The sequence below is a fragment of the Allorhizobium pseudoryzae genome (genome assembly GCF_011046245.1).
In the GTDB taxonomy this organism is placed as follows: domain Bacteria; phylum Pseudomonadota; class Alphaproteobacteria; order Rhizobiales; family Rhizobiaceae; genus Neorhizobium; species Neorhizobium pseudoryzae.
This window is the reverse complement of the sequence record NZ_CP049241.1, coordinates 1284053-1306292: the sequence shown is the minus strand read 5'-3', so window position 1 is coordinate 1306292 and position 22240 is coordinate 1284053. Positions and strand designations below refer to the sequence as shown.

23 protein-coding genes are annotated in these 22240 nt (G+C 62.0%); 15 read left to right on the top strand and 8 right to left on the bottom strand.

Annotated features, from left to right (window positions below; all coding sequences use genetic code 11):
- Positions 1-68: 68 nt before the first annotated feature.
- From G6N78_RS06440 to G6N78_RS06430, 3 genes are all read right to left on the bottom strand, one after another.
- The gene (locus tag G6N78_RS06440; RefSeq protein ID WP_165216723.1) at positions 69-800 is read right to left on the bottom strand and encodes a Bax inhibitor-1/YccA family protein; all 732 of its coding nucleotides are present in this window, start codon (positions 798-800) and stop codon (positions 69-71) included.
- A gap of 195 nt (positions 801-995) precedes the next feature.
- Positions 996-3539: an ABC transporter permease gene (locus tag G6N78_RS06435; RefSeq protein WP_165216721.1), complete on the bottom strand. Its 2544-nt coding sequence runs from the start codon at positions 3537-3539 to the stop codon at positions 996-998.
- Positions 3536-4246, bottom strand: coding sequence for an ABC transporter ATP-binding protein (locus tag G6N78_RS06430; RefSeq protein ID WP_165216719.1), 711 nt, complete (start codon positions 4244-4246; stop codon positions 3536-3538). Before G6N78_RS06430 ends, G6N78_RS06435 begins: the two co-directional genes overlap by 4 nt.
- A gap of 118 nt (positions 4247-4364) precedes the next feature.
- On the opposite strand from G6N78_RS06430, the gene G6N78_RS06425 reads away from it, so the two are divergent.
- The 7 genes from G6N78_RS06425 to tenA all read left to right on the top strand — a co-directional run bounded on the left by G6N78_RS06425 (position 4365) and on the right by tenA (position 9434).
- Positions 4365-5009: an arylesterase gene (locus G6N78_RS06425; protein ID WP_165216717.1), complete on the top strand. Its 645-nt coding sequence runs from the start codon at positions 4365-4367 to the stop codon at positions 5007-5009.
- An 86-nt stretch (positions 5010-5095) separates the two neighbouring features.
- Positions 5096-5683 carry an RNA 2',3'-cyclic phosphodiesterase gene (gene thpR / locus G6N78_RS06420; RefSeq protein ID WP_165216715.1) on the top strand — a complete coding sequence of 196 codons (588 nt, stop codon included), beginning with the start codon at positions 5096-5098 and terminating at the stop codon, positions 5681-5683.
- Between the two features lie 10 nt (positions 5684-5693).
- Entirely contained in the window at positions 5694-5996 is a 303-nt protein-coding gene (locus G6N78_RS06415) for a 4a-hydroxytetrahydrobiopterin dehydratase (RefSeq protein WP_165216714.1), read from the top strand.
- A gap of 59 nt (positions 5997-6055) precedes the next feature.
- Positions 6056-6472, top strand: coding sequence for a YkvA family protein (locus tag G6N78_RS06410; RefSeq protein WP_165216712.1), 417 nt, complete (start codon positions 6056-6058; stop codon positions 6470-6472).
- Between the two features lie 305 nt (positions 6473-6777).
- Positions 6778-7281 (top strand): invasion associated locus B family protein, encoded by a 504-nt coding sequence (locus G6N78_RS06405; protein ID WP_165216710.1) that lies wholly within the window; start codon positions 6778-6780, stop codon positions 7279-7281.
- Positions 7282-7524: 243 nt separating this feature from the next.
- Entirely contained in the window at positions 7525-8766 is a 1242-nt protein-coding gene (gene rlmN, locus G6N78_RS06400) for a dual-specificity RNA methyltransferase RlmN (RefSeq protein ID WP_165216708.1), read from the top strand.
- Between the two features lie 5 nt (positions 8767-8771).
- Entirely contained in the window at positions 8772-9434 is a 663-nt protein-coding gene (gene tenA, locus G6N78_RS06395; RefSeq protein ID WP_165216699.1) for a thiaminase II, read from the top strand.
- 10 nt (positions 9435-9444) lie between these two features.
- Here the strand turns inward: tenA and G6N78_RS06390 are convergent, their stop codons facing one another.
- Both G6N78_RS06390 and G6N78_RS06385 read right to left on the bottom strand, forming a co-directional pair.
- Positions 9445-10086 carry a LysE family translocator gene (locus G6N78_RS06390; protein WP_165216689.1) on the bottom strand — a complete coding sequence of 214 codons (642 nt, stop codon included), beginning with the start codon at positions 10084-10086 and terminating at the stop codon, positions 9445-9447.
- 61 nt (positions 10087-10147) lie between these two features.
- A complete protein-coding gene (locus G6N78_RS06385) occupies positions 10148-11008 on the bottom strand; it encodes an SDR family NAD(P)-dependent oxidoreductase (protein WP_165216688.1) in 861 nt (286 codons plus the stop codon).
- Between the two features lie 101 nt (positions 11009-11109).
- On the opposite strand from G6N78_RS06385, the gene G6N78_RS06380 reads away from it, so the two are divergent.
- The 3 genes from G6N78_RS06380 to G6N78_RS06370 all read left to right on the top strand — a co-directional run bounded on the left by G6N78_RS06380 (position 11110) and on the right by G6N78_RS06370 (position 12983).
- The gene (locus tag G6N78_RS06380) at positions 11110-11355 is read left to right on the top strand and encodes a type II toxin-antitoxin system ParD family antitoxin (protein ID WP_165216686.1); all 246 of its coding nucleotides are present in this window, start codon (positions 11110-11112) and stop codon (positions 11353-11355) included.
- Positions 11352-11642, top strand: coding sequence for a type II toxin-antitoxin system RelE/ParE family toxin (locus G6N78_RS06375; RefSeq protein ID WP_165216684.1), 291 nt, complete (start codon positions 11352-11354; stop codon positions 11640-11642). The genes G6N78_RS06380 and G6N78_RS06375 overlap by 4 nt, the downstream gene beginning before the upstream one ends.
- A 117-nt stretch (positions 11643-11759) precedes the next feature.
- The gene (locus tag G6N78_RS06370; protein WP_165216682.1) at positions 11760-12983 is read left to right on the top strand and encodes an argininosuccinate synthase; all 1224 of its coding nucleotides are present in this window, start codon (positions 11760-11762) and stop codon (positions 12981-12983) included.
- A gap of 56 nt (positions 12984-13039) precedes the next feature.
- Here G6N78_RS06370 and G6N78_RS06365 read toward each other — a convergent pair whose 3' ends face one another.
- From G6N78_RS06365 to G6N78_RS06355, 3 genes are all read right to left on the bottom strand, one after another.
- A complete protein-coding gene (locus G6N78_RS06365; RefSeq protein ID WP_165216680.1) occupies positions 13040-14215 on the bottom strand; it encodes a multidrug effflux MFS transporter in 1176 nt (391 codons plus the stop codon).
- A 29-nt stretch (positions 14216-14244) separates the two neighbouring features.
- The gene (locus G6N78_RS06360; protein WP_165216679.1) at positions 14245-14712 is read right to left on the bottom strand and encodes a MarR family winged helix-turn-helix transcriptional regulator; all 468 of its coding nucleotides are present in this window, start codon (positions 14710-14712) and stop codon (positions 14245-14247) included.
- Positions 14713-14804: 92 nt separating this feature from the next.
- Positions 14805-15227 carry a hypothetical protein gene (locus G6N78_RS06355; RefSeq protein WP_165216677.1) on the bottom strand — a complete coding sequence of 141 codons (423 nt, stop codon included), beginning with the start codon at positions 15225-15227 and terminating at the stop codon, positions 14805-14807.
- 172 nt (positions 15228-15399) lie between these two features.
- Here G6N78_RS06355 and G6N78_RS06350 point away from each other — a divergent pair, with 172 nt between their 5' ends.
- The 5 genes from G6N78_RS06350 (at position 15400) to typA (ending at position 22180) form a co-directional block, all read left to right on the top strand.
- Positions 15400-17496 carry a M3 family metallopeptidase gene (locus G6N78_RS06350; protein WP_165216675.1) on the top strand — a complete coding sequence of 699 codons (2097 nt, stop codon included), beginning with the start codon at positions 15400-15402 and terminating at the stop codon, positions 17494-17496.
- A gap of 143 nt (positions 17497-17639) precedes the next feature.
- Positions 17640-18629, top strand: coding sequence for an ABC transporter ATP-binding protein (locus G6N78_RS06345; RefSeq protein WP_165216673.1), 990 nt, complete (start codon positions 17640-17642; stop codon positions 18627-18629).
- Complete coding sequence (locus G6N78_RS06340; protein ID WP_165216671.1) at positions 18626-19420, top strand: ABC transporter permease; 795 nt, start codon at positions 18626-18628, stop codon at positions 19418-19420. The genes G6N78_RS06345 and G6N78_RS06340 overlap by 4 nt, the downstream gene beginning before the upstream one ends.
- A 2-nt stretch (positions 19421-19422) precedes the next feature.
- Positions 19423-20223: an ABC transporter permease gene (locus G6N78_RS06335; protein ID WP_165216669.1), complete on the top strand. Its 801-nt coding sequence runs from the start codon at positions 19423-19425 to the stop codon at positions 20221-20223.
- A 136-nt stretch (positions 20224-20359) separates the two neighbouring features.
- Positions 20360-22180 (top strand): translational GTPase TypA, encoded by a 1821-nt coding sequence (gene typA, locus G6N78_RS06330; protein WP_165216667.1) that lies wholly within the window; start codon positions 20360-20362, stop codon positions 22178-22180.
- Positions 22181-22240: the final 60 nt, after the last annotated feature.

The window sequence follows — 22240 nt, the reverse complement described above, 5'->3', positions numbered from 1 at the left end:
CAATGCGAAAGCCGACGAAAAAAGGCGGCCCGAGAGCCGCCTTTCTAAAGGTGTACCTGGTATCCGGTTCAGTTGTTGCGGTTGCCGAGGAACTGCAAGAGGAACATGAACAGGTTGACGAAATCGAGGTAGAGCGTCAGCGCACCCATGATCGCCTTGCGACCCATGACGGCTGCGTCGTCGCCATCGAAGTACATTTCCTTGATCTTCTGTGTATCGTAAGCGGTGAGGCCCGCGAAGATCAGTACGCCGAGCACGGAGATGGCAAAGCCAAGCGCCGAAGAGGCGAGGAAGATGTTGACGATCGAGGCGATGATCAGGCCGAACAGACCCATGATCATGAACGAACCCATCGCCGTCAGGTTACGCTTCGTGGTGTAGCCGTAGAGTGAGAGGGCACCGAACGAAGCCGCCGTGACGAAGAAGGTCTGCACGATGCTCTGGCCGGTGAAGACCAGGAAGATCGACGAGAGGGAAAGGCCCATCAGCGCGGCATAGATCCAGAAGGTCGTCTGCGCGGCGGAGACCGACATGCGGTTGATCCGGAAGCTCAGGAAAAAGACCATTCCCAGCGGGGCGAGCATGACCACCCACTTCAGCGGGCTCGCATAAAGCGCCGTACCGAATGCGGTCAGCTGACCGCCATCGACGGCAAGCTGCCAGGTGCCGAAAGCGGCAAGGCCGGTGATGGCGAGACCGAGCGCCATCAGGTTATAGACCTTCAGCATGTAGGTGCGCAGGCCTTCATCGATCATCGCGCCGGTCTGGGCGCGGGTCTGGTAGTTAAAGCGGTCAGACATGGTGTCCTCTCAAAGCCCCGATGTTGCTACGGTGTCGAGCCCGGTTGGCCCTGGCGCCGCTGCGGAGCCTCAGCAAGCATGCCCTGAATATGCGCCGTTGGCCGCATGGCTTCAAGTAGCCTCGGCCCGAATCGCGCCGGATTCGCCAAGGTGACAAAGATTTAATGCAGGCCCGGCAAGGTTTTGGTCATTCCGTCACAGCTCGCGCAACACGGGTGCCGCTTTCTGTCCCAGGATTCGCCAGGTCCCGAGAAGGCCGATCCCGACGGTGAGCACCAGGGCGCCGACGACCGTCATGACCGCCACGTCCGGCAGGAAGCTTGCCTCCATCTTCATGATGTTGCTGACGACGAACCAGGCCGAGATGCCGCCCGCGAGCAGTGCAAAGATCGCGGTTGCCAGCCCGAGGATCATGTATTCGTAGCTGAAGGCCCGCATCAGCATAGACCGCGTTCCGCCGAGAGTCTTGAGAATGACGGCATCATGGGTGCGGGCGCGGTTTCCGGAGGCCAAGGCGCCGGCCAGAACCAGCACCGAGGCGATCAAGGCAACGGCGGCCGACGCGCGGATGGCCGTTGCCAGCTGGCCAAGCAGCTGACCGGCAATGTCGAGCGCATCCTTCACCCGCACCGTCGTCACCGTCGGATAGGCGCTGGTCACGGCCCGCAGGATTTCACCCTCCGTTTCGGGCGAGGCAGAACTGTCCATCAGGGTCGCAAGCCAGGCATGCGGGGCGCCGCGGAAGGTGTTGGGCGAGAAGACCATGACGAAGTTGATGGAGAGCGACCGCCACTCGACCTTGCGGAAGTTGGCAATCTTGGCGGTGATGTTGCGTCCGAGAACGTTGACGGTCACGGTGTCGCCGAGCTTCAGGCCCAGTTCGCGGCCTTCTTCCTCCGAGAAGGAAACGAGCGGTTCGCCGGTATAGTCCGGCGCCCACCAGCTGCCCTCCACGATACTCGAACCTTCCGGCGCATTCTGGGCATAGGTGATGCCACGGTCACCGCGCAGAACCCATCGGCCCGCCGCCGGAATGGTCATCTTTGCCACGTCCTGGCCGTTGAACGCCAGGATACGCCCGCGCAGCATCGGCACCTGAACGACCTTGCCATCGGGCGCGAGCCGCTTGATCGTCTCCACCATGCCTTCGCGTTCGTTGCTCTGGATATCGACAAAGAAGAAGTTCGGCGCGTTCTGCGCCATCGCGCCCGTCAACTGGCGGCGAAGGTTTCCGTCGATGAGCGCCAGCGTGACGAGGAGCGCCAGACCAAGCCCAAGCGAGAGCACGACGGAAGGCGTCAATGCGCCGGGGCGATGGATATTGCCGATGGCAAGCCGCAGGGCCGGTGAATTGACGCGAGGGCTGCGACGCGCCAGCGCTGAAATGCCCGCTGCGACCAGTCTCAGCAGAACGAAGGCGCCGGCCACGGCCGCGAGGAATACCACGGCGATGCGCCGGTCATCGGCGGTGAAAATGGCAAGTCCCGCCAAGCTGGCCAGCGCAATGCCGGCCGACAGCAGATAGGGCCAGGGCGGCAGTTTCGTCTGGTCGAAGCTCTGCTCGCGAAACAGGGCGGTCGCCGGCACTTCGCGGGCGTGGCCGAGGGGCAGAACAGCGAAGGCGAAGGTGGTCAGCAGTCCAAACAGGGTCGCAAGCAGCAGAGCGTGCGGATAGACGGTCGCGTCCGTCGAGATCGGCAGGAACTCCCGCAGGAAAGCAAAGGCCGCAAAGGGGGCCACAGCTCCGATGGCAAGCCCGATGGCGATGCCGAGCAAACCGATGAGCAGGATCTGAACGAGATAGATGAGGGTGACGACGAAAGCCGGCGCGCCCAGGCATTTGAAGGTGGCGATATTCGTCCGTTTGGCATCCAGAAACGCGCGCACCGCATTGGCAACGCCGACGCCGCCGACGATGAGGGCCGTCAAGCCGACCAGCGTCAGGAATTGCGAGAACCGGTCGATGTTTTCCGTCAGGGACGGCGCGGCACGGTCGGCGGTGCGGATCGACCAGCCCGCCGCAGGAAACTCCCGGTTGGCGCGAGGACCCAGCGTGTTGCGGATCGACGGATCGTCGAGCTTGATCTTGTAGGCGTGTTCCACCAGGCTGCCCGTCTGGATCAGCCCTGAGGCCTGCAGGGCCTGTTGCGAGACAAGCAGGCGCGGCGCAAAGCCGAATCCTTCGGACAGGGCGTCGGGCTCTACGACAATGGTGCCGGAAATGCGCAGACGGATGCTGCCGAGCAGCAGCTCGTCGCCCACCTTGACGTTCAGGCGCTCGAGCAGAAGCGGCGCAACCAGCGCGCCGAAACGACCGCCGTCTTCCGCAAGCAAGCCGGCAAGCGGGGCTTTCGGCTCGGTCTCCACCGTGCCGTAAAGCGGATAGGCATCATCGACCGCCTTGACTTCGGCCAGCGTCTGTTGCGATCCGTCCGGCAGCCGTGCCATGGAGCGAAGGCCGGTGGACACGGCCACCTGACCGAAGCCGTCCAGGAAGGCACGTTCCTGATCCGTCGCCAGCCGATTGTTCAGCTCGAAGCGGATGTCGCCGGCGAGAAGTGTCTGTCCCTGGGCTGCAATCGCATCGGTGATGCCGCGCGACACGGAATTGACGGCGGCTATGGCACCGGTTCCGAGCGCGATACAGGCGAGGAAAATATAAAATCCGGACAGGCCGCCACGCAGTTCGCGGAGCGCCAGGCGCAAGGCGATGCCGAGGCGAGGAAGGGTGCCGCTCATGCCAGCGCCGCCTTTGGCGACGTTTTTGCCGCGCTGTCATCGGCAATCTCGCCGGAGCGCACGCGGATCTGGCGGGAGCAGCGCGCCGCCAGCCCGTTGTCATGCGTGACGAGCAGCAGCGTCATGCCGCGCTCCTTCTGCTTGGCAAACAGCAGATCGGCGATCTGCCGGCCCGTTTCGGTGTCGAGGTTGCCGGTCGGTTCGTCGGCAATCAGCACGGCCGGCGAAGGGGCAAGCGCGCGGGCAATCGCCACGCGCTGCTGCTCGCCGCCCGACAACTGTCCCGGATAGTGGCTCAACCGCTCGCCGAGGCCGACGGCCGTCAGTTCCTTGCGGGCGATGTCGAAAGCATTTTTGACATTGGCAAGCTCCAGCGGCACGGCGACGTTTTCCAGCGCCGTCATGTTGGCAATCAGGTGGAAGGACTGGAAGACGATGCCGATGTTGCGGCCGCGGAAATCGGCCAGCGCATCTTCGCCGAGCGCATGCAGCGGGGTGCCGAGAATGGTGATCTCGCCGCTGTCGAGGCGTTCCAGCCCGGCCAGCACCATCAGAAGCGTCGATTTGCCGGATCCCGATGGGCCGACGATCCCGACCGCCTCTGCCTCACCGATCTGAAGATCAATTCCCTTGAGCACATGGACGGAAGCGGCGGCGCTTCCAAGCGTCAGATCGGCCTTCTTCAGCTCGATGATGGTTTTAGTCACGAAAAGCCATCCTATATTGGCGGGAGAGATACCGATGTCGGCAGAAATTCAGGCATTATCATCTTTACGCTACGGATCTTGCAGCGCGATAGACCAACCCAATCTAGGAAAAGGCCCGATGAAATTCAAAGCAGCCGTGTATCACGTGATTGTCATCACCGGATTGTTCTTCGGTGCGGCATTCGGCGCCCAGGCGCAAACGCTGCAGCTGGTCGGGTTCGGCGATAGCCTGATGGCCGGTTACCAGCTGGCACCGGCGGAATCCTATACCGCCCAGCTTGAGACGGCGCTGAAGGCGAAGGGGTACGACGTGGCGATCACGAATGCGGGTGTGTCCGGGGATACGACCTCCGGTGGTCTGTCGCGTATCGACTGGTCGGTGCCGGATGGGACGAATGGCGTCATCCTCGAACTGGGCGCCAATGATGCGCTGCGCGGCGTCTTGCCGGAGCAGACCGAAAAGAACCTCGACGCCATGCTGTCCCGGTTGAAGGAGCGCAACATCCCGGTCCTGCTGGTGGGCATGATGGCGCCGCCGAACATGGGGGGCGATTACGGGCAGCGCTTCAATGCGATCTTCCCAAAGCTTGCCGCTAAGTATGATGTGCCGCTCTATCCGTTCTTTCTCGATGGCGTGGTGACGCATCAGGATCTGCAGCTTGAGGACCGGATGCACCCGAATGAACAGGGCGTGGCGGTGATGGTGGAAAAGTCGCTTCCGGCGGTGGAGGCCTTCGTCAAATCGCTCTCTGCGACCAAATGATTGTTGCAGGGCAAAAATCATAGCTTGCGCGGAACCCGATTGCGTGTTCCGCTATTGATATCGCAAGAGATTCGAGGAGGTTCGCTATGCCGAGACTTTTCACCGCCCTCGAAGTCCCGCGTAATGCCGCCATGAGCCTTTCCCTGCTGCGTGGTGGTTTGCCTGGTGCACGCTGGATCGATGTCGAGAACTACCACATCACATTGCGCTTTATCGGCGATGTCGACGGTCGCACGGCCGACGAGATCGTCACCCGCCTCGACCGGATCGATCGGGAGGAATTCCAGATCAGCCTCAACGGCATCGGCTCCTTCGGATCGAAGAAACCCCATTCCGTCTGGGCGGGCGTTTCGCCTTCGGCAGAACTCACGGCCCTTCAGGGCGAGATCGAGCGGATCTGCCAGCGGATCGGACTTCCCCCCGACCCCCGCAAGTTCATGCCGCATGTGACGCTCGCGCGCCTTCGCTCCGCACGGGTGGAGGACGTCGTCCACTATCTGGCCGGTCGCGGCAATTTCCACACCCTTCCCTTCAATGTCGGCCGGTTCGTGTTGATGTCCTCAAAGGAATCGGTGGGCGGCGGTCCCTACCTGACGGAGGAGGTGTTTCCCCTGCAGGAAAACTGGTCCGGCTATGCCGCCAGCGATACCGTTGTGGAAAAATCCCTCTATTGAGGTGGATGGCATGCGCGACGCACGACTGGACTCCGGCGCGATTTCGGCAAAGCTCTCGGGGCTCGATGGCTGGGCTCTGGGCGATGACGGGATTTCCATCAGCCGGACGTTCCGGTTTGCTGATTTTGTCGAAGCCTTCGGTTTCATGACCCGCTGTGCGCTGGTCGCCGAAAAACTCGATCATCATCCGGAATGGCGGAATGTCTATTCCAGGGTGGAGGTGCGGTTGACCACCCATGACAGCGGCGGCCTGACGGATCGCGATTTCACGCTGGCGGCGGCCATGGACAAGGCGGCCGTGCGCGTGGATTGAAGTTCTCGGGTTGCGGGACCATATGGTTCTGCGATGTTTCGAACTGCAGGGAGCGCTCGATGGACGACGTCAAGATCGGTGAGATCCTTTTGCCCGGGGACGAAGAGACCCAGGAGCGGCAGGAACGCCAGGTTCGGTCGAAATTCTGGCCGACGATGAAGCGCGCGGTCCGCTACATCCCCTTTAGCCGCGACCTTGCGGCGGCTTATTTCTGCGCGATGGACCCTCAGACCCCGACCCGGGTTCGTGGCGTGCTTTTTGCGGCGCTCGGCTATTTCGTCCTGCCGTTGGATTTCCTGCCGGACATCTTTGCCGTCGTCGGGTTTACCGATGACATTGCCGTGCTGATGGCCGCCTTCCGCATGATCCAGTCGCATATCAAGGACAGCCACTACCAGTCCGCCGACGAGGCGCTTTCGAATGAAGGCGTAACGGACAGCAAGCCCGATCCAGCCGCGGCTCCCGCCGGGCGGTGACAGGGGCCGGCCGGCCAGGATCGGCGAAAACCGCGCTTAAAAAGGTCTGCGCTCATCCAAAGAGAGCCGGCCGAAATTCCGACCACAGACCTTCGGCCCCAATCTTGCCGAATTCCTCGTCTCATTCGTGGGTGAAGGGACGCGGGGAGGGCGGACACTGTTCGATGGCGAACCGATCCCTTGGCTTCACTGTCGATGCTGGGCGTTGACGGTTTGGTAACCGAAATTAAGTCAAAGTCTAACGGATCGCGACCACGCCCGGCCTGGTGCAAGGTCGGCCGTTGAACATAAATTGGCAGGACACAATGTTTGTAAGACAGATCGCCATCGCGTCGACCCTTCTGCTCGCATCCGTTGCAGTGGCTTCGGCTCAGGCGCCGAACAGAATTGGGACCTTCCAGAACTGGGGCGCCTATTCCTACAAGTCCGGCAACAGTACGGTATGCTACGTCCTTTCGATCCCGACGGCCAAGGAGCCGGCGAGTGTCGATCACGGGGACATCTTCTTCATGGTTTCCCAGCGCCCCGGCCAGAACATTTCCTATGAGCCGCAGGTGATGGTGGGATATCCGCTGAAGCCGGATTCGAAGGTGAACGTCACCATCGACAAGAAGAACTTCGTCATGTTCGTCAAGGACAAGGCGGCCTGGGTGGAAAATGCGGCCGAAGAGCCTGCTCTGGTTGCCGCGATGAAGGGCGGCAAGTCGATGACCGTCAAGGCCGTTTCGGTGCGTGGCACCAACACCAGCTACACCTATTCGCTCTCCGGCATTGCCGCAGCGCTGAAGCAGATCGAAACCTGCAAGTAAGCAGTGTTTGCCATGACGACAGGAAGGCTGGTCCCTGCGACCGGCCTTTTTCCGTTGGGTGGTGACGCGGGCGTCATTTGGTGGTAAAGGGCGCGGCAACCGTGGTCGAAGCCTGACATGGAGATCCCTCTTCGAGATCCTCATGCGCGACAGACCGCCCGACGCATTTCACACCCGATTGTCCGGACTGTCCCGGCGCAGGCGCGCCGTGATGCGCATCCGTTGAGTGGAAGAACCTGAACCATGTCCGTATCGCAAGTTGCCGCACCGGCCCCCACCGTCAAGCCGCCGCTCGTGCCGCAGCCGGATCTCATGTCCGGCAAGCCCTCGCTGATCGGCCTGACCCGCGAACAGATGGGCAAGGCGCTGATCGAGAAGGGCGTGCCGGAAAAGCAGGTGCGCATGCGCGTCAGCCAGCTCTGGCACTGGCTTTATATTCGCGGCGTGTCCGATTTCGATGCCATGACCAATGTGGCGAAGGACATGCGCGAGATGCTGAAGCAGCATTTCACCATCGCGCGTCCGGAAATCGTCGAGGAACAGGTGTCCAACGACGGCACCCGAAAATGGCTGCTGCGCTTTCCGCCGCGCGGCGCCGGCCGCCCGGTCGAGGTGGAAACCGTCTACATTCCCGAAGAAGGCCGTGGCACGCTGTGCATTTCGAGCCAGGTCGGCTGTTCGCTCACCTGCTCCTTCTGCCACACGGGCACGCAGCGCCTGGTGCGCAACCTGACGGCGGAGGAAATCCTCAGCCAGCTGCTTCTGGCGCGCGATCGTCTGGGTGATTTCCCGGGCACGGATACGCCGCCCGGTGCCTTCGTGCCGACCGGTGAGCGCAAGGTCACGAACATCGTCATGATGGGCATGGGTGAGCCGCTCTACAATTTTGACAATGTGAAGGATGCGCTGCTGATCGCGACCGACGGCGATGGCCTGTCGCTGTCGAAGCGACGCGTGACGCTCTCTACCTCCGGCGTGGTGCCGGAAATCTTCCGAACCGGTGACGAGATCGGCGTCATGCTGGCGATTTCGCTGCATGCTGTACGCGATGAGCTGCGCGACATGCTGGTGCCGATCAACAAGAAATATCCGCTGAAGGAGCTGATCGACGCCTGCCGGAATTATCCGGGCCTCTCGAATGCCCGTCGTATCACCTTCGAATATGTGATGCTGAAGGATGTTAACGACAGCCTGGAGGATGCCAAGGAACTGGTGAAGCTTCTGAAGGGTGTTCCCGCCAAGATCAACCTCATTCCGTTCAACCCCTGGCCGGGCACCAATTACCAGTGTTCGGACTGGGCGACGATCGAGAAGTTCGCCGATTTCATCAACCAGGCTGGTTATGCCTCGCCGATCCGCACGCCGCGCGGTCGCGACATTCTCGCCGCCTGCGGCCAGCTGAAGTCGGAATCGGAACGCATGCGCAAGACCGAGCGGCTCGCCTTCGAAGCGATGATGATCGCCGGCCACGGCGAGGACGATTGAGCGCCATGCCGACGCCCTTCGAGACGCTGAAGCAGGCGCATGCGGCGGACTGGCAAGCCTATGTCGAGCATCGCTACGTGCGGGAGCTTGCGATGGGGTCTCTGCCGCAAGAGGCGTTTCAGCATTACCTGAAGCAGGATTACCTGTTCCTGATCCAGTTCGCCCGCGCCTGGGGGCTCGCGGTCTACAAGAGCCGCAACCTTGCGGACCTCCGTCAAAGCCTCGACAGCCTGAAGGCCATCGTCGATATCGAACTTGGCCTGCATATCGGCTACTGCGCTGAGTGGGGGATTTCCGAGATGGATCTGGCCGAGCTTGCCGAATCCAAGGCGACGCTTGCCTATACCCGCTATGTGCTCGATGCCGGTATGAGCGGCGATCTCCTCGACCTGCATGTGGCACTTGCGCCCTGCATCATCGGTTATGGCGAGATCGCGACCTGGATCCGGCAGCAGCCGTTTACGCTGCGCGAGGACAATCCCTATGCCGACTGGATCGCAATGTATGCCGGCGAGGAGTATCAGGAACTGGTGTCTGCCGAACTGCGCTGGCTGAACGACAGGCTGGCAAAGGTCGATGACGGGCGGCTCAAGCAGTTGTCCGTGGTGTTTCGTGATGCCACGCGGCTTGAGGCCGACTTCTGGCAGATGGGCCTCGACCTCAGCTGAGCCCGATGGCTCAGCGCGCCTGGGTCATGAAGATCTTCACGGCAAAGACGGAAAAGACGCCGGCAAAGGTGTAATCGATGCCGCGTAGGATTTTCGGGTTGGCCTGCAGCCATTTGGCCAGTTTGTCTGCCGCGAGGATGACCACCACATTGACCGGGCTGCCGACGAAGATGAAGAAGAAGCCGAGGAAGATCAGCTTCTGGGTCACCGCCGGATCGCCCGCCGTGACGAACTGCGGCAGGAAGGTCATGAAGAAGATGATCACCTTGGGGTTCAGCAGGTTGACCCAGAGACCGGTGGAAATGTTGCTCCAGGCGGAGGACTTCGGTCCCTCGACGGCTTCCACCTTGAGGTTCGAGCCGTAGCGCACCGCCTGGATGGCAAGCCACAGCAGATAGGCGGCGCCACCGGTCTTCAGCAGGAAGAAAGCGGTCGGCGAGGCGGTGATCAGGGCCGAGACGCCGAACGCCACCAGAAGCGTATGGATCATGATGCCGATCGTCGTGCCGAGCACGACGTAAAGCGCCCGCTTGCTCCCCTGCGACAGCGCGCGGCTGATCGACAGGGTCATATCCGGCCCCGGCGTAATCGCCAGAAGCAGGCACATGCCCGTGAAAGTGACGAGGGTCGGCAGGTTCGGCAGAAAATCCATGGAAGTGGTCTCGGCAAACGGATGTTCACCGAGACTTACAAGCTGCGCAGGCGATTGCCAATCAGTCTCTTTGGCTGATGAAAGTCTTGGCCGCCTCGGCATGATCCTTGTGCCAGCGTGACAGCGGCGGGCGGTTTTCGATGATGTCGCCGATCGCCCAGGCCATGCGGCGCTCGTCCGTCTTGCGGTCCACGTCATTGTCCGGGCAGAGGATGTAGAAATCGCCGCGCGTCAGGCTGTCCAGCATGAAGTCCACCGTCTGTTCCGGCGTCCAGGCGCCTGCCGGCTTTTCGGTGCGGCCGTTGGCGGTGAGCCCGGTATAGACGAAGCCCGGAATCAGCAGATGCGCCGAGATATGGCCGCCCTCGATGTTGCGCAACTCGTGCTCCAGCGCCTCCGTAAAGGCTTTCACGCCCGCCTTGGCGACGTTGTAGGCCGGATCGCCGGGGGGCGTGGTGATGCCCTGCTTGGAGCCGGTATTGATGATCAGTGCAGGATCGTTGTGGGCGATCATGCCGGGACCGAAAGCGCGCGTGCCGTGGATCACGCCCATCAGGTTGACGGCCAGCACGTTGTCCCAGTTGGCCTGCGGGCCGAACAGCGAACTGCCGGGCTGGATGCCGGCATTGTTCATCAGCACATGCACCCGCCCGAAACGCTGGATCACCGCACGTTCCAGGGCCTCCACCTCGTCCAGCTTTGCGACATCGGTACCGATCGCCACCACATCCGCCTCGCCGCCGGCAGACAGGGCTGCAACCTCGCGGCAGGCCTCTGCCAGTTTGTCACCCTCCAGATCAACGAGCACGACACAGAGGCCGAGCCTGGCAAAGGCCTTGGCGGCGGCAAGGCCGATGCCGGAGGCGGCGCCGGTGACGACGGCCACGTGACCCTGTTGCAGGGCGGGATGCTGATGGATCATGGGCAAAGCTCCGCAGGTTGTTTCGGTGTTTAAGCTCGCCGCGGATATGGTATCCTGCCGGCACATCGTCAACAGGACGGGCTTTGGCCGGAGGATGAGGCATGGGCAAGATTGCAACAATCACCGTTGAGGGCGAGCTGGCCGAGTTCATGGAGCACAAGGTGAGCGTCGGGGACTACGCATCGGAAGCCGAGGTTGTCGAGGCAGCCCTCGAACTGCTGCGCGACCAAGATGGATTGCTGGCCATCCGCGCGGCCATCGAGGAGGGCGAGGCGTCGGGCGAGCCGCAGCCGTTTGATTTCGATGCCTTCATTGAGCGGAAGCGTGCACGAAATGCATCGCGATGAAGAACCTCATCATTTCGCCGCGCGCTGGCGACGATATAGATGAAATCTACGACTACACCGAGGCGCGTTGGGGACAGGATCAGGCGGAAGATTATACCTTCGGTATTCGACAGGCATTGCAGGAGGTTTGCCGAGGGACGAGAAACGGAAAGTCCATCAATCACATCCGCAAGGGTGCCATGTCGCTGTCCTTTCGCTCCCATTACCTGATTTACCAAGAAAAGGCAGCATCGATCATTCTCATCCGCATCCTTCACCAACGCATGAACATTGGCCGACATCTGTGACGCTTTGGGCCCGCGCTTGCCCTTGCACGCTGCCGCAAACTTGCTAAAAGTGCCGCGATCCCAGACTTCAAGCGGCAGGCTTTGAACGGCCTGCCCTCCAGACGGAACGCAATCGATATGGCACTCCCCAAAGACGTGAAGAAAGTCGTCCTCGCCTATTCCGGCGGTCTCGACACCTCGATCATCCTGAAATGGCTCCAGACCGAACTTGGCGCTGAAGTCGTCACCTTCACCGCCGATCTCGGCCAGGGCGAAGAGCTCGAGCCGGCCCGCAAGAAGGCCGAGATGCTTGGCATCAAGGAGATCTTCATCGAGGACGTGCGCGAGGAATTCGTGCGCGATTTCGTCTTCCCGATGTTCCGCGCCAATGCCGTCTATGAAGGTGTCTACCTGCTCGGCACGTCGATTGCCCGTCCGCTGATCTCCAAGCACCTGATCGAGATTGCCAAGAAGACCGGCGCCGATGCGATTGCCCATGGCGCCACCGGCAAGGGCAATGACCAGGTCCGCTTCGAGCTGTCGGCCTATGCGCTGAACCCGGACATCAAGATCATCGCCCCCTGGCGCGACTGGTCGTTCAAGAGCCGTACCGATCTTTTGAACTTCGCCGAACAGCACCAGATCCCGGTGGCGAAGGACAAGAAGGGCGAGGCGCCGTTCTCCGTCGATGCCAACCTTCTGCACTCCTCCTCCGAAGGCAAGGTGCTGGAAGATCCGGCGCAGGAAGCGCCGGAATACGTGCACATGCGCACGATTTCGCCGGAAGCCGCACCGGACAAGGCGACCGTCATCAAGGTCGGCTTCCGCAAGGGTGACGCCTGCTCGATCAACGGCGTCGAGATGAGCCCGGCGACGCTGCTCGCCGAACTCAACAATTACGGCCGCGACAATGGCATCGGTCGTCTCGATCTCGTCGAAAACCGCTTCGTCGGCATGAAGAGCCGCGGCGTGTACGAGACCCCCGGCGGCACCATCCTGCTCGCCGCCCACCGCGCGATCGAGTCGATCACGCTCGACCGTGGCGCCGCCCATCTCAAGGATGAGCTGATGCCGCGTTATGCGGAGCTCATCTATTACGGCTTCTGGTTCTCGCCGGAGCGCGAAATGCTGCAGGCTCTCATCGACAAGAGCCAGGAGCATGTGGAAGGCGAAGTGACGCTGAAGCTCTACAAGGGCAATGTCATGGTCACCGGCCGTGAGTCGGCGAAGTCGCTCTATTCCGACAAGCTGGTGACTTTCGAAGACGACCAGGGCGCCTATGACCAGAAGGATGCCGCCGGTTTCATCAAGCTGAACGCCCTTCGCCTGCGCACGCTCGCGAAGCGCAATCTCGGCAAGTAATCTTCCTGACGAGGCTCAACGATCTGACCCGCTCTCCACACCGGAGGGCGGGTTTTTCATGCGTGGCGGGTGAGGTGGCGCAGCCAGAGAAAACCCGCCACCGCGCAAAGTTCCATGGTCGGGATGATGATGCCGAAGGCGGTGAGCGGATCACCGATCAATGCGGCGGCAATACCGCCGACAAAACCCGAGCCCATCTGCAGAAAGCCGCTGAGGGCCGAAGCGGAGCCCGCGACATGCGCAAAGGGCGCAAGGCTCAGCGTCACGATATAGGGGGTCAAAAGGGCAAGGCCGAAGGTGCAGATCGCCACCGGCCCCATGATGGACAGGAAGAAGGGCGGCACCAGTGCCACCGACAGCGCCATCAGCGTGCCGCCGATGCCGCAGAGCGTGATGCCGATCAACGCACAGCGCGCCCCACCCAGCCGCTGGACGACAAGTTTCAGGGTAATTGAGCCCAGCAGGTAGAAGCCGGATTGCATCAGCATGCCGATGCCGAACTGCGTGGGCGTCAGCCCCACCCGGTTGATCAGCACGAAGGAGAGCATGGTGGCCTGCGTATAGAGCGCGCCGATCGTGCCGCTGAGGATCACCGCCGCCGCCAGGAATTGCCGGTTGCGCGCGACGTGGAGATAGTTCTGCACCAGCCGGGCCGGCTGCAGGCGGGCAAGGTCCGGGGTCACGGTTTCGCGCAGCAGGAAGACCGTGCAGAGACCCGCGGCGATGCCGAAGGCAATCATCAGCACGAACACCGCGTGCCAGCTGAAGGTGGCGAGCGTCAGGCCGCCCAGTGTCGGGCCCATGGCCGGGCCGATCGCCAGAAAGATACCGATCGTGTTGAGGATGCGCGCGGCGTCGGTGCCGACATAGAGGTCGCGCACGATCGCGCGACCGACGACGACGCCGACGGAGGCGCCGATACCCTGGATGAGGCGCGCCGCCAGGATGAATTCCACCGAGGGAGCAACCGCTGCAAGCAATGAGCCGGCCAGATAGATGGCAAGGAAGATCAGCGTCGCGGCCTTGCGGCCGAGCGCATCCGAGAGCGGACCGGCCACGAGCTGGGCCAGCGCAAAGCCGCCGAAGAACAGCGACAGGCTGAGCTTGATAGCGGCTTCCGTCGTGCCGAAGGCGCGCACGAGTTCCGGCATGGCCGGTGTGTAGATCGCCATCGAAATGGGGCCGAGCGTCGTCAGAAGGGCGCCGAGAAAGGTCGTCCTTGCCTCGCTCATCAGCGGCTTCGGTTTCATCTCGGCCGCGGTCAAGAGAGGTCCGCCTGGTCCGGGGCGGCGGCGGCCTGAAGGTTGATCGAGAGCGTGGTCAGCACATGGCGCAGCCGGTCGACATCCTCTTCGCCCAGACCCGTGCAGGCATCGGTCAGCACGTCGGCAATCTCCAGCTTCAGCTTGGCAATCAGCGGTTCGGAGGCTTCCGTCAGCGTCACGCGTTTGGCGCGCCGGTCCGCCGGATCCGGATGACGCTCGATCAGGCCCTGGGTCTGCAGTCGGTCGAGAAAAGAGCAGACGGTCATCGGTTCGACGCCCATCCGGGCGGCGATGTCGAGCTGCCGGGCACCCTTCAGCGCATGGATGTTCAAGAGCGTGCGGGCCTCGCCGGGGGTGACGCCCAGTCCCGCCTCGCCAATGCGCCGCTCGAAGGCGGTGCGCAGAAGCCGTGCACTGTCGGTGAGCAGAAAGCCCAGATCGTGAAGTTCGTATCGCGTTGCCATGAGGTCCAGCCGGTTGCTAAGGCACGCTTACTATCTTTGGCGGCGCAAGCAACCGAAAATCACGTCATCTCCCGGCATGAAAGCGGGCAGGGTCAGCCCTTTACGAATTCCAGTGCCGCGCTCAGGGTCGACGCCCGGTCGTCATCGCCGAGAGCGGCGGCGAGATCCCGCTGCTCGCGGAAGTAGGACTGGAAATCGAAGGCGGTATCGTCCGTGACCATGGACAGGTCGATGATATTGCCCGCCGAATCGGCGGCCTCCATCGGCAATTCCTGGGCCAGCGCAATGTAGATATCTTGCTGAATGTCGCCGGCGACATATTTCTGCAGGGCGATCTCGCGCAGCAGCCGTGGCGACATCGCGGAGAAATCGACGTCCGAAGCCGCCACGTCCGGAACCTCGAACACAGGGCGTGCGTCTGCACGAACGGTGAACTGGGGGCGTTCCATTCGGGTGTCGCGGGCTTTTTCCTGGTGCAGGAGGCTGCCGGACCAGCTGAGGGAAGTGATTTCCATGGTGCCATATCCTGATCATCGGATATCGTCCCGGATATATTAGCTGGGCTTGAAATCGTCAATCGTCAATAATCAGTTAACACTTCTTGTATGACATGCCCGTTGCCTTCCAACACTTGCCGTTTTTCAGTTGCAGAAGAACAGTTCAGCATCATCCTCAGGGGATTATCAGATGACCATGCACGCGAAGATCAATCCGGCGCTCGTCGAGTGGAAAGGTCTGAACGGCCTTCCGCATTTCAGTCAGGTCAAGGACGAGGATTTTGCCTCTGCCTTCGATGCAGCACTTGAACTGCACAATGCCGAGATCGATGCGATTGCCAACAACCCCGAAAGCCCAAGCTTTGGCAATACCATCACGGCGCTGGAAATTGCCGGTGATGATCTGTCCCGCGTGTCGGCGCTGTTCTGGAACAAGGCGGGTGCCCACACCAACGAGCAGATCCAGTCGCTGGAGCGCGAGATCGCGCCCAAAATGTCGCGCCATTATTCGAAGATTGCCATGAACGATGCGCTCTTCCAGCGGGTCGATCGCTTGTGGGAGACGCGCGAGAACCTCGGCCTGACGCTGGAGGAAACCCGGGTGCTGGAACGGCACTGGAAGGGTTTTGTGCGCGCCGGTGCGAAACTCTCCAAGGGCGAGCAGGAGCGGCTGGCGGCGATCAATGAACGGCTGGCGGGTCTTGGCGCGCAGTTCGGCCAGAACGTGCTGGGCGACGAAAAGGCCTGGTCGATGATCTTGACCGCCGAGGAGGATCTGGCCGGCCTGCCGGATTTCCTGCGCGATGCGATGACCGGTGCTGCCTGCGAACGTGGGGCGCCAGATGGCAGCTTCGCCGTCACGCTGTCGCGCTCGATCATCGAGCCCTTCCTCACCTTCTCCAGTCGCCGGGACCTGCGCGAAAAGGCCTTCGCCGCCTGGGTGAAGCGCGGCGAAAATGGCGGTGAGCGCGACAATATCGCCATCGTGCGGGAGGTTCTGGCTTTGCGATCGGAGAAAGCCAAGCTGCTGGGCTATCCCAACTTCGCTGCCTACAAGCTCGACGAAACCATGGCGAAGACCCCGGCCAACGTGAATGATCTCCTGATGAAGGTCTGGGCGAAGGCACGCTCCAAGGCGCTGGACGAGGAATCCTCGCTCGCCGGCCTGATGGCCGAGGACGGGATCAATGGTCCGGTTCAGCCGCATGACTGGCGCTATTATGCGGAAAAGCTGCGCGAACGGATGTTCGATTTCTCCGAATCCGAACTGAAACCCTATCTGCAGCTCGAGAAGATCATCGACGCCTGCTTTGACGTCGCCCATCGCCTGTTCGGCATCACCATCACCGAAGTGAAGGGTGTGGAAGCCTATCACCCGGATGTCCGCGTCTTTGAGGTGCGCGAGAGCGACGGCACGCTGAAGGCGATGTTCCTCGGCGATTATTTCGCCCGGCCCTCCAAGCGCTCCGGGGCCTGGATGAGTGCCTTCCAGAGCCAGCACAAGCTTACCTTGAAGAACGGGACCAAGGGCGAGCTGCCGATCATCTACAATGTCTGCAACTTCGCAAAGCCCGCGGAAGGCAAGCCGGCGCTTCTGTCGCTCGATGATGCCCGCACGCTGTTCCACGAATTCGGCCACGGCCTGCACGGCATCCTCTCGGATGTGAACTATCCGTCCGTCTCGGGCACCGGCGTCTCGCGCGATTTCGTCGAACTGCCCTCGCAGCTTTACGAACACTGGCTGACGGTGCCCGACATCCTCACCCGCTATGCCGTGCATTACGAAACCGGCGCGCCGATGCCGAAGGCGCTGCTCGACAAGGTGCTGGCGGCCCGCACCTTCAATGCCGGCTTCAACACGGTGGAATATACCTCCTCGGCTTTGGTCGATATGGCCTTCCATACGTGCGACGGCGCGGTGGAGGATCCGATGGCGTTGCAGGCCGAGGTGCTGTCCGGCATCGGCATGCCGTCTTCCATCGTCATGCGCCACGCGACCCCGCACTTCCAGCATGTCTTCTCCGGCGACGGTTATTCGGCGGGCTACTATTCCTACATGTGGTCGGAAGTGCTGGATGCGGATGCCTTTTCCGCCTTCGAGGAGACGGGCAATGCCTTTGATCCGGTGATGGCGCGCAAGCTGAAGAACAACATCTATTCCGTCGGCGGCTCGATCGATCCGGAGGAAACCTACAAGGCCTTCCGCGGCAAACTGCCGGATCCGGATGCGATGCTAAAGAAGAAGGGGCTTGCCATGGTGGGCGAGCTTTCCGGCAGCGACGCGTAAACCGGGGTTCACAAGAACCGACGGGGTGGTCATTCGCCCCGTCGATGCCATTCATCACAAGAAGTCGCGGGCGAATCGCAAGACTGTCGCATAAGCTTCATGCTGACCCGCTTTAAGCGGTGGACGCGTCAGGATTTCCCGCCATGACTTCCATCATATCCGCAACTTCCGTTTCGAAGACGTTCCGGCAACGTGTGCCGCAGCCGGGCTTTGCCGGTGCGGTGAAGAGCTTCATCGCGCCCGTGACGAAGCCTGTCCGGGCGGTCGAGGACATCTCGTTCGAGATCTCCGCCGGCGAGGCGGTCGGTTATCTCGGCCCGAACGGTGCCGGCAAATCGACGATGATCAAGATGCTGACCGGCATCCTCGCACCTACTTCCGGAACGGTGACGGTGCTCGGGCGCCATCCGCAGGCGGAGCGGGTGGCCAATGCCCGCGATATCGGCGTCGTCTTCGGCCAGCGCACGCAGCTCTGGTGGGAACTGCCGCTCTTCGAAAGCTTCGAACTGCACCGGCGCATGTACCGCGTGCCGGAGCCGGTCTTCGAGCGCAATCGTGCCGATCTCACCGCGCTGATGGGGCTCGCCTCCTTTCTGCAGCGTCCCGTGCGGCACTTGAGCCTTGGCCAGCGCATGCGCGCCGAAATCGCCATGGCGCTGATGCATGATCCGAAAATCCTCTTTCTCGACGAGCCGACTATCGGCCTCGACGTGGTGGCGAAGGACGTGGTGCGCAAGTTCCTGTCGCGCATGAACCGCGAGCGCGGCACCACGATTATCTTGACCACCCATGACCTGCAGGACATCGAGGAGATCTGCCCGCGCCTGATCATGGTGGATGAAGGCCGGCTTCTGTTCGACGGTGCTGTCGATGCGCTTCGAACCCGGTTCGGTGCGCGCCGCAGGCTGGTGCTGGAGTTTGCCGGTGAACCGGGTGTCGTGCACCTGCCGGATGCCGAACCTGCCGGCGGGGAGGGGCATGTCCGCGAATTCCTGCTTGCCGATGACGGCCGCTCGCTCGTCCAGCTGCTGGCAGCCCTCCAGACGGAGACGGACCTGCGCGACGTCCGCCTGCACGAACCCGGCATCGAAGAGATCATCCGCACGCATTACCAGGCGAAGGCTGCCGCATGAGCGCCTTTCTCGCCCTCATCCGTGCCGCCTTCCAGCGGGAGCTGGAACACCGTTCCCGCACGATTGTCCGCATCTTCGGCACGCTCGTCGATATCCTCGCCCGCATCTCCATCTGGCAGGCGGTGTTTGCCGGCCATGGCAGCATGAACGGCATCACGCTGCCGCAGATGATCACCTATGCGCTGATCGGCGGCACCATTCTCTCCAGCTGGGATGCGACGATGATCGTCCGGGAGGTCGGCGGAACGATCCGCACCGGCGCGATCGGCGCCACCCTGCTGCGTCCGGTGGCCTATCCGGTGATGCTGCTTGCCGAACAACTGGGCTCACGCTTCTTCGACTGGCTGATGACCTCGCTGCCGGTCATCGTCATCATGGGCCTCATCTATGGTGTGCAGCCGCCGGCGAGTCTTGGCCATGGTCTGCTCTTCCTCGGATTTCTCGCGGTCTCGCTCGGCATCCTGATGCTGTCCGCCATCCTCGTCGGCCTGTTTTCCTTTTGGGTGTTCGATGCCCATTCGCTCGAATGGTTCATGCGCGGCATCCTCGCCGTCTTGTCCGGCGGGCTGGTGCCGATCTGGTTCTTTCCGAAGGGACTGGCGGAGGTGGCGCATGTGCTGCCCTTCTCCTGGATCACCTATCATCCCATGGCCGTCTATCTCGGCGAGCGAGATCTGATGACGTCGCTCTTCTACCTGCTGGCTGGTGGTGCCTGGGTCGCTGTCCTCACGCTGGCCGTCTCCTTCGTCTGGTCGCGCGCCTGCGGCCAGGTCGTGGTGCAGGGAGGCTGAGGATGCGCGAAACGCTCTCCCTGCTCTTCTATCTCATGCGCCTTCGGGTCAGGACCCGGCTTGAGTTCCGCGCCAGCCTGGTGATTGCCTGGGCAGCCCAGGCTTTCGGCTATGCGGGCGTCTTTACGTCGATCTGGCTGATCCTGACCCGCTTCGAAAACATCGGTGGCTGGTCCTGGCCGCAGATGGCGCTGCTTCTGGGCTTCCACACGCTGGGTTATGCGCTCGGCGCCTGCTTCACGCTCGTGCAGCTGAGGCGCATGGAGGAGATCGTGCTCGGCGGCGAGTTCGACACGTTGCTCGTGCGGCCGCTGAACCCCTGGGCCTATCTCGTCTTTTCCGGCTTCAACATCGAATATGGCGGGCATATCCTGCTCGGCGCCGGGTTGATCCTCTGGGCCCTGCCGCAGCTTGCCATCGACTGGACGGTCGCCACATCCTTGCTGATGGCCGGCAGCCTCATCAGCGCGGCGCTGATCACCGCCTCGATGATTACCATCATCAGCGCCTGCGCCATGGTACTGGGCCGCGCACGCTATCTCTTCGGCATCTATTTCGACTTCTGGGAGCTGTCGCGCTATCCGGCCAGCATCTTCGCCGGCCCCTTCCAGATCGCATTGCTGTCGGTCATTCCGCTCGGCTACATGGCCTATGTGCCGGTGTCGGTGCTGCTCGGCCGGCCCGTGCCCTATCTCGGCCAGGCTGCCGGTCTGGTCGGTCTCGCGGCCGGTCCTCTTTCGGTCGTGGCGGCCTTCTTCTTCTGGCGTTCTTGCCTCCGGCGCTACCAGGGCGGCGGCGGATGAGAGCTCGAATCTGCCCCGCTTTAACCGTGCGTTCAGCCTCCCCCTTTCGCAAATGCGAAAAACAGGCTATGAGCGCGCCAAATGAAAATTGGCGCGTAGAGCTTCCGGCGTGCGCCACAGCCCCAGAGAAACCAATATGGCACTTCGCAACATCGCGATCATCGCGCACGTTGACCATGGGAAAACGACCCTTGTCGACGAACTTCTGAAGCAGTCCGGCTCGTTCCGCGAAAACCAGCGTGTTGCAGAACGCGTCATGGATTCGAACGATCTCGAAAAGGAACGCGGCATCACCATTCTCGCCAAGGCCACCTCGGTCGAGTGGAAGGGTGTGCGCATCAACATCGTCGACACCCCCGGCCACGCCGATTTCGGCGGCGAAGTCGAGCGTATCCTGTCGATGGTGGACGGCGCGATCGTTCTCGTCGATTCTTCCGAAGGCCCGATGCCGCAGACGAAGTTCGTCGTCTCGAAGGCCCTCAAGGTCGGTCTTCGCCCGATCGTCGCGATCAACAAGATCGACCGTCCGGACGGCCGCCACGAGGAAGTCATCAACGAGGTGTTCGACCTCTTCGCCAACCTCGACGCCACCGACGAGCAGCTCGATTTCCCGATCCTCTACGGTTCGGGTCGCGATGGCTGGATGAACGTCAATCCGGAAGGTCCGAAGGACGAGGGTCTCGCCCCGCTTCTCGATCTCGTTCTGAAGCACGTGCCGGAGCCCACGGTCGAAGAAGGCCCGTTCCGCATGATCGGCACGATCCTGGAAGCCAACAACTTCCTCGGCCGCATCATCACCGGTCGCATTGCCTCCGGTTCGATCAAGCCGAACCAGGCCGTCAAGGTTCTGGGCCAGGACGGCAAGACGATCGAATCCGGTCGTATTTCGAAGATTCTCGCCTTCCGCGGCATCGAGCGCACCGCGATCGAAGAAGCCCATGCAGGCGATATCGTCGCGATCGCCGGTCTCTCCAAGGGCACCGTTGCCGATACCTTCTGTGACCCCTCCGTCACCGAAGCGATGACCGCGCAGCCGATCGATCCGCCGACAGTCACCATGTCCTTCATCGTCAACGACAGCCCGCTCGCCGGCACCGAAGGCGACAAGGTCACGAGCCGCGTCATCCGCGACCGCCTGTTCAAGGAAGCCGAAGGCAACGTCGCTCTCAAGATCGAAGAAGCCGAAGGCAAGGATTCGTTCTTCGTCTCCGGCCGCGGCGAACTTCAGCTCGCCGTTCTGATCGAAACCATGCGCCGCGAAGGCTTCGAGCTTGCCGTGTCGCGTCCGCGCGTCGTCATGCACAAGGACGAGGCGACCGGCGAGACCATGGAGCCGATCGAGGAAGTCGTCATCGACGTCGATGAGGAGCATTCCGGCGTCGTCGTGCAGAAGATGTCCGAGCGCAAGGCCGAAATGACGGAACTGCGCCCCTCCGGCGGCAACCGCGTTCGCCTGAAGTTCCTGGCTCCGACCCGCGGCCTCATCGGCTATCAGTCGGAACTGCTGACCGATACCCGCGGCACCGCGATCATGAACCGCCTGTTCCATAGCTACCAGCCGTTCAAGGGCGCGATTGCCGGCCGCAACAACGGTGTTTTGTTGTCGAACGGTTCGGGCGAAGCTGTCGCCTATGCCATGTTCAACCTCGAAGACCGTGGTCCGATGATCATCGAGCCGGGCGAAAAGGTCTATCAGGGCATGATCATCGGCATCCACAGCCGCGATAACGATCTCGAGGTCAACGTGCTGAAGGGCAAGCAGCTCACCAACATCCGCGCCGCCGGCAAGGATGAAGCCGTGAAGCTGACCCCGCCGATCCGCATGACGCTCGACCGCGCGCTTTCCTGGATTCAGGACGACGAGCTGATGGAAGTCACGCCGAAGTCGATCCGTCTGCGCAAGATGTATCTCGACCCGAACGACCGCAAGCGCTTCGAAAAGTCGCGCGTCGCCTGATCCGACCGATCGATCCTTAAAAAAAGCCCCGGCGAAATCCGGGGCTTTTTTATGGACGCT